The organism is Bradyrhizobium sp. (genome assembly GCF_030654605.1).
GTDB lineage: Bacteria > Pseudomonadota > Alphaproteobacteria > Rhizobiales > Xanthobacteraceae > Bradyrhizobium.
Genome location: NZ_JAURXB010000167.1, coordinates 1 through 12,032, shown reverse-complemented (window position 1 = coordinate 12,032; position 12,032 = coordinate 1). Strand labels below are relative to the sequence as shown.

Below are 12,032 nucleotides of genomic sequence, written 5' to 3'. Positions count from 1 at the left end.
ACACGCGCACTTTCGGCGAAATGACCAGCCTCGAAAAACACGGCCTGCCGCCGCTGGGGCTCGGCCTGTCGCACCGCGCCCGCGCCTTCGTCAAACTCGCGGAGATCTGCCTTGACCAGCGCTGACAGGGAAAAAGCGTTCGGCGTCTACGTGCATTGGCCGTTCTGCCTGTCGAAATGCCCATATTGCGATTTCAACAGCCATGTCCGGCACGCCCCGATCGACGAGGAGCGCTTCGCGCTCGCCTTCGCCCGCGAGATCGAGGCCACCGCGGCGCGCGCGCCGGGCCGCGAAGTCTCCTCAATCTTTCTCGGCGGCGGCACGCCGTCGCTGATGCAGCCGAAAACCGTCGGCGCCATTCTGGATGCCATTGCAAAACACTGGCGCGTCGCGCCCGATGCCGAGGTCTCGCTGGAAGCCAATCCGACCAGCGTCGAGGCGACGCGGTTTCGCGGCTATCGTGCCGCCGGCGTCAACCGGGTTTCGCTCGGCGTGCAGGCGCTCGACGATGCCTCGCTGAAGGCGCTGGGACGGCTGCATACCGCGCGCGAGGCGCTCGACGCGGTCGCGATCGCGCGCACCGCGTTCGACCGTTACTCGTTCGATTTGATTTACGCGCGTCCCGACCAGACCCCGCAGATGTGGGCGGATGAACTGAAGCTGGCGATCTCGGAAGCGGCCGAGCATCTGTCGCTCTATCAACTCACCATCGAGGAAGGCACGCCTTTCTTCGGCCTGCATGCCGCCGGCAAGCTGAAGACGCCGGACGAAGCGGTGGCGCGCGCGCTCTACGACGTCACCCAGGAAGTTTGCGCCCAACACGGATTGCCGTCCTACGAGATTTCCAACCACGCCCGGGCCGGCGCGGAGTGCAAACATAACCTGGTCTACTGGCGCGGCGAGGAATATGCCGGCATCGGTCCCGGCGCGCACGGCCGCCTCGATATCGACGGCACGAGGCACGCCATCGCCACCGAAAAACGTCCCGAGGCCTGGCTGATGCGCGTCGAGGCCAACGGCCACGGCGTTGTGGTCGACGATCCCCTCAACAGCGAAGAGCGCGCCGATGAATTTTTGTTGATGGGCCTGCGGCTCACCGAGGGCATCGATCCCGACCGCTACGCGGCGCTGTCCGGCCGCACACTGGATCCCGGCCGTATCGCCATCCTGCGCGAAGAAGGCGCCATCACCGTCGACGCCAACGGCCGGCTGCGGGTGACGCAGGCCGGATTTCCGGTGCTCGACGCCGTGGTGGCGGATTTGGCGGCGTAGATTTCTCAACGAGTCGTCCCCGCGAACGCGGGGACCCATACGCCACGGCCCCTCGTTCGGGCAAAATGTTCGACAGCTTCTTCTATCAATAACCGCCGGTGATTATGGGTCCCTGCGTTCGCAGGGACGACAACAACTTGTGCAGCGGCTCACGCCCCAAAACTCTTCGGTGAACCGGCGACCGGCGTGCCGCCGCCCGATCCCACCTTCATGACCGCGAGGCCGCGTTCGTTGGTGCCGTCGGCGCGGAACCGAAACAGGCCATCGATGCCGGCAAAGCCCGACGGATTGGTCAGCACCTCAGGCGAAAACCTCTGCGTCCCTTGCGTACGCGCCAATGCGGCGACCAGCGCCACCGCGTCATAGGCCAAGGTGGCGGTGCGCACCGGATCGGCGCCGAACCTGGTGCGGTAGCGGCCGGAGAAAGCGCGGAAGCCGGAAGGATCCGGCGCGGCATAGAGCCCGCCTTGCAGTGCCGGGCTCGCGAATACCCGCGGATTGTCCCACAGACCGGTGCCGAGCAGCTGGATGTTTTTCAGATTCGCGCCAGCCGCGGTCAGCGCGTCGGCGACCTGCACCACGGAGTCGCCGTCGTCGGCGATGAACAGCGCATCGGCCGACCCCAGCGCCTGCGCCACGGTGCGCGCCGGCGCGGCGCGATCGGCGCCGTATTTTTCGAACGCGACGATGCGCCCGTTCCTGCGGCCGGCCGCCTGCTTGAACGCGGCCTCCACCACGTTGCCATAGGCATTGTCGGGCAGCAGGGCCGCGAACGATCGCTTGCCGGTGCCGGCGGCGTATTCGATGATCCGGTTGACGTCGGATTCGGGCAGGAAACTGAGCAAATAGACGCCGCGGCCGGCGACGCTCGAATCGGTCGAGAACGCGATCACGGAGACGCCACGGGGGCGCGTCAGCGCGGCCGTCGACGGCACCGACGCCGCAAACAGCGGACCGAGAATAATCTCGGCGCCTTCGTCGAGCGCCTGCTGGGTTCCCTGGCTCGCACCCTGCGGGGTGCCGCCGTCGTCCTTGATCAGCAGCTGGATATTGGGATTCTGGAATTCCGCCAGCGCCATCTCGGCGGCATTCTTCATCGACTGCGCCGCGACGCCGGCATTGCCGGACGCCGACAGAGGCAGCACCAGCCCGACCTTGACCCCGCCGGTGCCGACGGCCTGCGGCTGCTGCGGTGGGCCCGCCGGACCGGCATCGGGTCCCGAACTGAACGGATTTGAAATCGAGCCGCCCGCGCAGGCCCCCAGCAGGGGCGCGCCCAGAATCAGGCCGAGTGCCGTCCGCCGGGTGGCCCCCGACGGCGGCTTGAAAGGCCCTGATTTGGGTTCGAGTGGCCCCAGCATCGCATCTCTTCTCTTGCCCGACCGAGGAAGGCCGGCACTTCGACCTCCCAGTGATCAGGGGGGTGGATTCAGGCATATTGTCGACGAATAGTTAACCAAATCAAAAGGATTGTGGCGATGGCCCTTGGCCGCCGGTTGCAGGCCCCTGCTTCCTTCTCGCGCGCCGCGACCACCCCTCCGGCAGCCGCCTTGCGCCAGCCTTGTGGCGTAACAGCCGTCTCCTCAAATATGGTCCGATTGAATTCAATCGGATCAATATTATCACCCTTTTGCTTGCGCATGATCTAATCGGAAAACCGGTTCCCACTTTTCCGGATCATGCTCTAGATTGGCATTATGCGCCCAAAGCCCGCGTCCATAAATACGTCTGATAGATCAGCGGATCCCGCGAGCCGCACATTTTCACTGGGCGAGCACGTCCTGACCGCGCCGAAGGCGGTTCCCGGCCTGCATCTGGTGGCCACCCCGATCGGCAATCTCGGCGACATTACGCTGCGCGCGCTGGAAACCCTGGCCGGCGTCGACATCATCGCCTGCGAAGACACCAGGATGACGCGCCGCCTGACCGAGCGCTACGGGATTTCGGGGCTGCTCAAACCCTATCACGAGCACAACGCCGCACAGGCCCGCCCCGTCATCCTGCAGAAGCTGGCGCAGGGCGCCTCGATCGCGCTGGTCTCGGATGCCGGCACGCCGCTGATTTCCGATCCAGGCTTCAAGCTCGTGCGCGAGGTCTGCGCCGCCGGCCATGCCGTGATCGCGCTGCCGGGCCCCTCCTCGGTGCTGGCCGCGCTGTGCGTGGCGGCATTGCCCACCGACCGGTTTTTCTTCGAGGGATTTCTGCCGTCGCGCGGGACCGCGCGCCGCGCGCGGCTGACCGAGCTGTCCCGGATCGACGCCACGCTTGTGATGTTCGACTCCGGCAATCGGGTGCAGGATACGCTGGCCGATCTCGCGGGCATCATGGGCACGCGCGATGCCGCGATCTGCCGCGAAATGACCAAGCTGCATGAAGAGATTTTGCGCGGGCCGGTTTCCGAACTCGCCGTTAAAGCCGACACGCTGGAGACCCGCGGCGAATTCGTGCTGGTGATCGGCCCGCCAGCGGCCCGCGCTTTAGCGATGACCGGGGAGGCGCTGGATGCTCTGCTGCGCAGCTCGCTGCAGCGCGACAGCGTCAAGGATGCGGTGACGCACGCGGTCGAACTATCCGGCCGGCCGCGCCGCGAGATCTATGCCCGCGCGCTCGAACTCGCCAAAGAGACGCACCAACGAGCGGCGGACGGCGATGGCGAAGACTGACGGCGCAGCGCCGCCCGGCCAGCCGACAAAGATCGCCTCGCCCGAACGGGTCGCGGCGTTTCGCACCGGCATCTCGGCGGAAGCGCGCGCCGGTGCTTATCTGATGGCAAAGGGCTATCGCATCCTGGCAAAACGGTTTCGCACGCCGCATGGCGAGATCGATCTGGTGGCGCGCAAGCGCAATCTGGTGGCGTTCGTCGAGGTCAAGGCGCGCGCCAGCCTGGATGAGGCCGCCTATGCGGTGACGCCGCGGCAGCAGGCCCGTATCATCGCCGCCGCCCAGGCCTGGCTGATGGCGCATCCCGAACATGCGGAATTCGAGCTGCGTTTCGACGCCGTGCTGATTGCGCCGAGGCGCCTGCCGCGCCATCTGTTAGCGGCATTCGACGCCAGCACCTGATCCTTGCCGACCAAAGACCAACATCCCACCAACTCGCGGACCCCTTACATGAAATTGAACGTCGCCGTCCAGATGGACCCCATCGAACGCATCAACATCCGCGGCGATTCGACCTTTGCGCTGCTGCTGGAAGCGCAGAAGCGCGGCCATGCGCTGTCCTATTACACGCCCGACAAAATCTCGCTGCGCGGCGAGGAAGTGGTGGCGCCGGTCCGGCTGCTGACGGTGCGCGACGAGGTCGGCGATCACTGCACCCTCGGCGAGATCAGGCGCACGCCGCTGACCACATTCGACGTGGTGCTGCTGCGGCAGGATCCGCCGTTCGACCTCGCCTACATCACCTCGACGCATCTGCTGGAGCGGATCCATCCCAGGACGCTGGTCGTGAACGATCCCGCCAGCGTGCGCAACGCGCCGGAAAAAGTGTTCGTGATGGATTTTCCGGAGTTGATGCCGCCGACGCTGATCTCGCGCGAACTCGACGAGATCAACGCGTTCCGCGAGGAGCACGGCGCCGTGGTGATGAAGCCGCTGCACGGCCATGGCGGCGCCGCGGTGTTCCGCGTGATGCCGCAGGACATGAATTTCGGCTCGCTGTTCGACATGTTCTCGGTGACGTTCAGGGAGCCCTGGGTCATCCAGCGCTTCCTGCCGGAGGTCAAGCACGGCGACAAGCGCATCATCCTGGTCGATGGCGAATTCGCCGGCGCCGTCAACCGCGTGCCGGCGGCCGACGATCTGCGCTCCAACATGGTGCGCGGCGGTGCTGCAAAGGCCACCGACCTCACCCCGCGCGAACGCGAAATCTGCGCGACGCTCGGCCCCAAACTGCGCGAGCGCGGCCTGCTGTTCGTCGGCATCGACGTGATCGACGGCTTCCTCACCGAGATCAACGTCACTTCCCCCACCGGCATCCGCGCCATCGCACGGCTCAACGGGCCGGACGTGGCGGCGAAGATCTGGGACGTGATCGAGAAGAAGCGGGCGTAATCAGAGCTGTTGCCGGATACGCCGATCAGCGTAGGTTGGCGTTAGAGTATGACGGATTTGAGCTGATTCGACACGGACGCTTGACTCACCTCGCCCCGCTTGCGGGGAGAGGTCGGATTGCGAAGCAATCCGGGTGAGGGGGACTCTCCGCGAGTCCGAGTGCGTTGAGAGTCCCCCTCACCCCAACCCTCTCCCCGCAAGCGGGGCGAGGGAGAAGAAGCAAGAATCACGCGAGGAGAGGCCGCATGGCTGACCAGGAAAAACCGCAACCCCCTGCCGCTCTCGCTTACGAGGACACCGGCGCCGCGGCCTCGCTGGTTTATTTCGACATCGTCGGGGCCTTCGGCATCATGCAGGGCACCGTCGAGATCGAGCTCGCGACCCGCATTCTGGTGCCCACGGCCAACGGCCTCACCGACGTGAAATTCCTGTCGTCGGGGCGGTTGCGCTGCAGTCCGACTGCCGCCGCCAATCTGCGCAGCGCGATCGATGCCGCGCTGAAGATGCTGGAGGCGCCGCAGCCGCAACCCGATCCGGTGGCGCCCTCCAGGATGAATTGAGTGGATGGCACGCCGGGATTTTCCGGCGGGCGGTTTTGGTTGTGCCTTGCAAAGGCCCATTTCGCTTGTCAGCCATAACGAGTGGGCGCAACCTGAGGGATGCCCGCTCCATCAAGCGGACAGATCAGTCCGGGGCTGCAACGCACAATTTCCATAAAAACAATCGGAGGACAACGCATGACACAGGATGTTTCGCGACGATCCCTGCTCGCACTCGGCGCCGGACTTGGTGCAAGTCTGGGCGCATCGGCCATGCTCGGCGGCAGCGCGCTGGCGAAGGCGCCGAAGCTCGGCACCCAGTCGCAATATTTCTACCGCTTCAATCTGGGCAACGCCGAAGTCAGCGTGGTTTCCGACGGCCCGCTGCCGCTCGGCCCTCCCAAGGGCACCTTCATCGGCGTGCCCGATGAAGAAGTGAAGAAGATGCTGAGCGACAATTTCCTGTCGCCGGACAATGTCGTGCTCGAACAGAACTCGCCGATCGTCAACATGGGCGACAAGCTGGTGCTGTTCGACACCGGCATGGGCACCTCGAAGGCATTCGGCCCGACCACCGGCCGGCAGCAGAAGAGCATGGCGGAGGCCGGCATCAAGCCCGGCGACATCGACGCGGTGGTCTGCTCGCACGCCCATATCGACCACATCGGCGGTATCGTCGGCGCCGACGGCAAGCCGCTGTTCCCCAATGCGCAGGTCTACATCGCCCAGAGCGATTTCGATTTCTGGACCGATGAAGGCAAGCTCGGAGGCCCGCTGAAGGACTTCGTGATCCACGCCCGCAAGAACCTGCTGCCGGTCAAGGACCGGATGGTGTTCTTCAAGGACGGCCAGGAATTCCTGCCCGGCGTGCAGGCCATCTCGGCCCCGGGACATACCGTCGGCCATACCATCTTCATGGTGACCTCGAACGGCAAATCCTTCTGCTTCCTCGGCGACCTCACCCATCATCCGATCCTGCTGCTGGAGAAGCCGCGGATGCAATTCTCCTACGACACCGACCCGAAACAGGCGGCGGAGACGCGGGTGAAGTTGCTGGACATGATCGCCACCAACAAGATCCCCGTGATGTCCTATCACTTCGCCTGGCCCGGCTTCGGCCATATCGCCAAGACCGCAGAGGGTTTCCATTACTATCCCGAAGCGATGAACATGCAGCTCTGAACGAAACGGAGGTGCGGGGTGGGCCAATGGCCGACCCCGCACCTCGCAGGAAACAAGCGAAGCCTGAATGATCGGAGCGGCCACCACCTTCATCGCGCTGTTGCTGACAGCCGAGTTCGGCTCCGAGACGGTCGACGTCAGGGATCGCGGCGCCGTCGATCTCGCGAGCTACGAATGCCGCGACACGCCGCGCAGCACGATCATCCAGCGCGCCTGTTACGACCGGGCGCAGGCCAGCATGATCGTCAGCGTCAGGGGCACCCATTTCCAGTATTGCGATCTGCCGCCGGCAACGTTCGACGGCCTGATGGCCGCGCCGTCGATGGGGCAATTTTTCAAGCGGAATTTTGAAGGCGGTGCGGACGGGAAGCAGCATGACTGCGGGGCCCGAAGGGCGACGAGCGACGGGCGTTAGCTTTGCTTGTCCCCGGGGGTGATGTGGCCACCCGCCGGCTTTGGTGCGGCCTTGACGACACAACGGCCCCTCGTGTTCCCTTAATGTTCTTGATCTCGTCCACGGGTTCCGTTACCCTCTTACCCAAGGAGAGGGGCGGGCATGGTCCAGCGGGTTTCTACCGTAGCCTTTGAGGGGATCGAGGCCCGCGCGGTCGACGTGCAGGTGCAGGTCGCGCCCGGCCTGCCCGCTTTCGCCATCGTCGGGCTGCCCGACAAGGCGGTGTCCGAGGCCAGGGAGCGGGTCCGCTCGGCGCTGATCGCCTCCGGGCTGGCGCTTCCCGCCCGCCGCATCACCGTCAATCTCGCCCCCGCCGACGTTCCGAAGGAAGGCAGCCATTATGATCTGCCGATCGCGCTCGGGCTGATGGCGGCGATCGGGGCTATACCGCCGGATGCCCTGAGCGGTTTTACCGTGCTCGGCGAGTTGGGCCTCGACGGATCGATCGCGCCGGTGGCCGGCGTGCTGCCCGCGGCGATCGGCGCCAACTCGCGCGACGAGGGCCTGATCTGTCCCGCCGCCTGCGGCGCCGAGGCGGCCTGGGCCAGCCCCGACATCCAGATCGTGGCGGCGAGTTCGCTGATCCAGATCGCCAACCACTTCAAGGGCACGCAGGTGCTGTCGCGGCCGCAACCCCGGGTGCACGAGGCCGAGGTCAACCGGCTCGATTTGCGCGACATCAAGGGTCAGGAGAGTGCCAAACGCGCGCTGGAGATCGCTGCGGCCGGCGGTCATCATCTATTGATGATCGGTTCACCCGGCGCCGGCAAGTCGATGCTGGCGGCAAGGCTGCCCTCGATCCTGCCGCCGCTGTCGCCGTCCGAGCTGCTCGAAGTCTCGATGATCGCTTCGGTGGCCGGTGAAATCCGCGACGGCGCGTTGACCGCGCGGCGGCCGTTTCGCAGCCCGCATCATTCCGCCAGCATGGCGGCGCTGACCGGCGGCGGCATGCGGGCCAAACCCGGCGAGATCTCGCTGGCGCATCAGGGCGTGCTGTTCCTCGACGAATTGCCGGAGTTCGACGCCCGTGTATTGGACTCGCTGCGCCAGCCGATGGAGAACGGCGAAGTCGCGGTGTCGCGCGCCAACCACCGCGTCACTTACCCCGCGCGCTTCATGCTGATCGCGGCGATGAATCCGTGCCGCTGCGGCCACGCTTATGAACCCGGTTACGCCTGCAAGCGCGGACGGGTCGACCGCTGCACGGGAGATTATCAGGCGCGCATCTCCGGCCCGCTGATGGATCGCATCGACCTGCGCATCGAGGTGCCGGCGGTCACCGCCGCCGATTTGATCCTGCCGCCGCCGGCGGAAGGATCGGCGGAAGTTGCCGCACGCGTCGCCGCCGCGCGTGACATCCAGCTCGCGCGTTATGCCGCCGCCGGCCTGCCGAACGTCCGCACCAATGCGGAAGCGCCGGCCTCGCTGCTGGAGCAAATCGCGCAGCCCGACGCGCAAGGTACAAAGCTGCTGCGTGACGCGTCCGAAACCATGCGGCTGTCGGCGCGCGGCTATCACCGCGTGCTGCGCGTCGCGCGCACGCTGGCCGACCTCGACGGGTCAGACAAGATCGGCCGGCTGCATCTGGCCGAAGCGCTGTCCTATCGCGCGCTGGCCGAGGATCTGCGCAGCGCGGCGTAAGGCGCATTCCGATCAGTTTGAATCAAGATCGCGCCGTCCCGGCTCAATGCGAGGCATCGCTTAGACTGGAGGGAGCCCCATCGTAGCCTCTTGCACGCCACGTCCTACCTTAGGCAAGACGTTCAGCAGACCGCCACGACGGCAAACAGGCAGACCGGCCAAAGATTTCAGCCCGTGTACACGTGGTACCCTCGGGCCAGTTCGCCTAGGGTTAGCCACGGCATGCGCGCCTCCGCGATGGCCAGAAGCTCCTCCGTTACAAGCGCGAGAGGGGCGCTGCTTTCAACATCATGAACCCAACGGTCCGGGTAGTAACGCGCGTAGTTGCCCACGATGAAGAGTGCCACGTAGATGTAGCCAAACTCGTTCAGCGGCTGGGGGCCCATCCAGCAACGAAACTCTTCCTTGTTCGTCGCACTCGCAGGCGGGAGCACCAAGCCGCCCTGATCGGTGCTCGCAACGTCGGTCGTCAGGCTGATGTAACCGCCACCCGGATAGTCCTTGTATTCGAGCCGATCCACCAAACCTGGTGGAACCCGCATTTCATCAAGGAAGGCGTCAGCTTTGCCTGACGGATGAAGAGTGAAGTGCAGAACCACTCTTTGCTGCTTTTCATGCACGTCGGCAGAGATCTTCCCCCGGAGACACTCGCTTTCGACACCAAGGGAGGTCAGAAAGGAAAGCAGATCTGGAATGTGGGTTAGGCAATCGAACAGAGAGAGGCCGTTATCCGACAACAAGGGCATACGCTCATCGCGCGGGGTGCCGAGTATCTCAATCGAAGATCTATAGCCTCCGGCTAGGTGATGATGCTTCAGCTCACCAACATAGGGGTCCTCACGTGCGCTGCGGTGCCAAAGTTCGAATGTGCCCAGTCGGCCATCTTGCGCAGAAATCATAGGCTTTGCGATAAGGCCCACAGAGGCTGCCTCGAACTCCTCGGTAATTTTGCCGGACCGAGTATCGCGGAAGATGAGGCCATGATGGCGATGATGAGCGCGTGCACGGTCAAGACTACTCTCGCCTGACTGTTTCAGCAGGATTTCGGCGAGCGCCAAGCTCATTGCAGAGTAATAGTACAGCGTCGGTTTTGTTGCGAGGGACACGGCGCGAGCCGCATTTGCGTATTCTCGGGCCTGCATCAAGCAATATCGAATTTGCCGGGCCTGCTTTTGTGCATTCGGTCGCTGGGCCTTCGATAGGCCATGCAGGCGCACCAGCGTGTCTGTAACTGAAGAGACGTTCATAAACCTTTGTAGGGAGGCCCACGCCACCCTCGGCTCTGGGTTCCTGACTTCGGCGACCTGAGAGAGGATCATGGGAGTTCGACAGCGCCCCCGCACACGTGCACACGCGTTCCAGTGCTTAACGACGTGTTAGCGCAACTAGCACCTGTTTGCTCCAAGTCACGGCGGCGCCGGTTGGTTACCCCCAGGTATTCGACGACCTCCACCGCCGAAGGCCGAAGGGAGCGCCGCTGCTGGGAGCTGGCCGGCAGTCGCGCGGGTTAAAACCGAGAAGCTTGAACCGCGTTTGGGCGTTGCAGCCAAAAGGGTCCCACGGGCCGATATGAGCCCCAAAATCCATTTACCAATACGAGAAATGCATTTCGGGATGACTTTTGACATTGAGAAAATCATCTGCTGGAAACACGAGAGCTAGCCAGAGGGCGAGCGACTATGAGGCCCGCTTCGGTGCGCAGCACGGGGACAGCGGACTGGTTGTCGAGGAGGAAGTGATGACTAGCAATACCGACCTGATCAGAAGGATTGCCGCACCCATCCTTGCCACAGTGCTGGCTATCGCAGTCGGCGCCGCGAACGCTGCCCCACTCAAGCAGATGCCGATCGATTTCGTCGGCGAGTGGTGCAATGGCGAGACCTTCGAAGGCCAGACCAACTGGAAACTGCCGAGCTGGCTAGACGAAGACGAGCGCAAATGCACCAACATCCTGAGCGTCACGAAGTATGACTTCAGCATGGAGATAGACAAAAAGTCGTTCTACTGCTTGCCGGTCGCGATCCGCCTGAAAGAGGATACTGCCCCTTCGGGCACGGCCTATCTGGCCACGATTAGCGCTCACTGTACTACAGGCCAGGAAACAGGACGCGGGAAGCCTGCGACGTTCGAGTTCCAGCGCTACAAAGGTAACATCTACATCAAGCAGAAATAGCTGATGTGTATCCTAGCGTTAGATCAGTCTGGATTTTTCGGAGGGCTCGGCGGAAATCGCCGCGCGCGACATCCAGCTGGCGCGTTACGCGGCCGCCGGCCTGCCGCACATCCGCACCAATGCGGAGGCACCGGCCTCGTTGCTGGAGCAAATCGCCCAGCCCGACGCTGCGGGCACAAAGCTGCTGCGCGATGCGTCCGAAACCATGCGGCTGTCGGCGCGCGGCTATCACCGCGTGCTGCGCGTCGCGCGCACGCTGGCCGATCTCGACGGATCCGACAAAATCGGCCGGCTGCATCTGGCGGAAGCATTGTCGTATCGGGCGCTGGCGGAGGATCTGCGCAGCGCGGCGTGACATCGACAGCAACCTGGCCGTTGCAACGACCCGACGGGCAAATCACTTCTGTTTATCAGAAATCATGTCAAGCCCCTTTTGAAAAAATATTCCGCTTAACACGTCGGGCAAATCACCTTTACTGATTCGCCCGTCCCGCCCGACAAGGGGCGTTGCGCACGTCACGAACGCGCGGTGGGATGCGATGGACGCGACAGCGTCGGGCGCGCAGTGGCAGCCGCAGGGCGAGATGAACCTCGTGAGCGGCATGTGGCGTGTAGACGGACGGCGCTGCTAACCATCCCCGCTGGAACTGGCCGGGACGCACGAGGACCGGCGAGAGCTCTGGCAGGATGGGCGCGGACGGCGAAATGGTGTGGTCCT

General features: G+C 64.3%; 12 protein-coding genes and 2 pseudogenes. 11 read left to right on the top strand and 3 right to left on the bottom strand.

The features are described 5' to 3' along the window. Together Q7U29_RS15525 and hemW are read left to right on the top strand one after the other, a co-directional pair. Window positions 1–125 (top strand): annotated as a pseudogene (locus Q7U29_RS15525) (non-canonical purine NTP pyrophosphatase); the annotation flags it as partial. Continuing rightward, window positions 112–1,272, top strand: coding sequence for a radical SAM family heme chaperone HemW (hemW, locus tag Q7U29_RS15520; protein ID WP_304742910.1), 1,161 nt, complete (start codon window positions 112–114; stop codon window positions 1,270–1,272). The pseudogene Q7U29_RS15525 and the gene hemW, both read left to right, overlap by 14 nt. Before the next feature lie 149 nt (window positions 1,273–1,421). Here the strand turns inward: hemW and Q7U29_RS15515 are convergent, their stop codons facing one another. Both Q7U29_RS15515 and Q7U29_RS15510 read right to left on the bottom strand, forming a co-directional pair. Further along, entirely contained in the window at window positions 1,422–2,633 is a 1,212-nt protein-coding gene (locus Q7U29_RS15515; RefSeq protein ID WP_304742908.1) for a penicillin-binding protein activator, read from the bottom strand. Between the two features lie 68 nt (window positions 2,634–2,701). Beyond that, complete coding sequence (locus Q7U29_RS15510; protein ID WP_304742906.1) at window positions 2,702–2,914, bottom strand: hypothetical protein; 213 nt, start codon at window positions 2,912–2,914, stop codon at window positions 2,702–2,704. A gap of 55 nt (window positions 2,915–2,969) precedes the next feature. On the opposite strand from Q7U29_RS15510, the gene rsmI reads away from it, so the two are divergent. The 7 genes from rsmI to Q7U29_RS15475 all read left to right on the top strand — a co-directional run bounded on the left by rsmI (window position 2,970) and on the right by Q7U29_RS15475 (window position 9,141). After that, on the top strand, window positions 2,970–3,935 hold the full coding sequence (rsmI, locus tag Q7U29_RS15505) for a 16S rRNA (cytidine(1402)-2'-O)-methyltransferase (RefSeq protein WP_304742904.1): 966 nt from the start codon (window positions 2,970–2,972) through the stop codon (window positions 3,933–3,935). Then, window positions 3,922–4,335, top strand: a complete 414-nt coding sequence (locus Q7U29_RS15500) for a YraN family protein (protein ID WP_304742902.1) — start codon at window positions 3,922–3,924, stop codon at window positions 4,333–4,335. The genes rsmI and Q7U29_RS15500 overlap by 14 nt, the downstream gene beginning before the upstream one ends. Before the next feature lie 48 nt (window positions 4,336–4,383). After that, the gene (gene gshB, locus Q7U29_RS15495; RefSeq protein WP_304742900.1) at window positions 4,384–5,325 is read left to right on the top strand and encodes a glutathione synthase; all 942 of its coding nucleotides are present in this window, start codon (window positions 4,384–4,386) and stop codon (window positions 5,323–5,325) included. A 245-nt stretch (window positions 5,326–5,570) separates the two neighbouring features. Further along, window positions 5,571–5,885, top strand: a complete 315-nt coding sequence (locus tag Q7U29_RS15490; RefSeq protein ID WP_304742898.1) for a hypothetical protein — start codon at window positions 5,571–5,573, stop codon at window positions 5,883–5,885. 177 nt (window positions 5,886–6,062) lie between these two features. Beyond that, complete coding sequence (locus tag Q7U29_RS15485) at window positions 6,063–7,046, top strand: MBL fold metallo-hydrolase (protein ID WP_304742897.1); 984 nt, start codon at window positions 6,063–6,065, stop codon at window positions 7,044–7,046. A 67-nt stretch (window positions 7,047–7,113) separates the two neighbouring features. After that, window positions 7,114–7,461, top strand: coding sequence for a KTSC domain-containing protein (locus Q7U29_RS15480; RefSeq protein ID WP_304742895.1), 348 nt, complete (start codon window positions 7,114–7,116; stop codon window positions 7,459–7,461). Between the two features lie 141 nt (window positions 7,462–7,602). Beyond that, a complete protein-coding gene (locus tag Q7U29_RS15475; RefSeq protein WP_304742893.1) occupies window positions 7,603–9,141 on the top strand; it encodes a YifB family Mg chelatase-like AAA ATPase in 1,539 nt (512 codons plus the stop codon). 167 nt (window positions 9,142–9,308) lie between these two features. On the opposite strand, the gene Q7U29_RS15470 is transcribed toward Q7U29_RS15475, so the two are convergent. After that, window positions 9,309–10,460 carry a YaaC family protein gene (locus Q7U29_RS15470; RefSeq protein ID WP_304742891.1) on the bottom strand — a complete coding sequence of 384 codons (1,152 nt, stop codon included), beginning with the start codon at window positions 10,458–10,460 and terminating at the stop codon, window positions 9,309–9,311. 419 nt (window positions 10,461–10,879) lie between these two features. Here Q7U29_RS15470 and Q7U29_RS15465 point away from each other — a divergent pair, with 419 nt between their 5' ends. Further along, entirely contained in the window at window positions 10,880–11,314 is a 435-nt protein-coding gene (locus Q7U29_RS15465) for a hypothetical protein (protein ID WP_304742889.1), read from the top strand. Window positions 11,315–11,351: 37 nt separating this feature from the next. Next, window positions 11,352–11,669, top strand: a pseudogene (locus Q7U29_RS15460) (ATP-binding protein); the annotation flags it as partial. Window positions 11,670–12,032 lie beyond the last annotated feature (363 nt).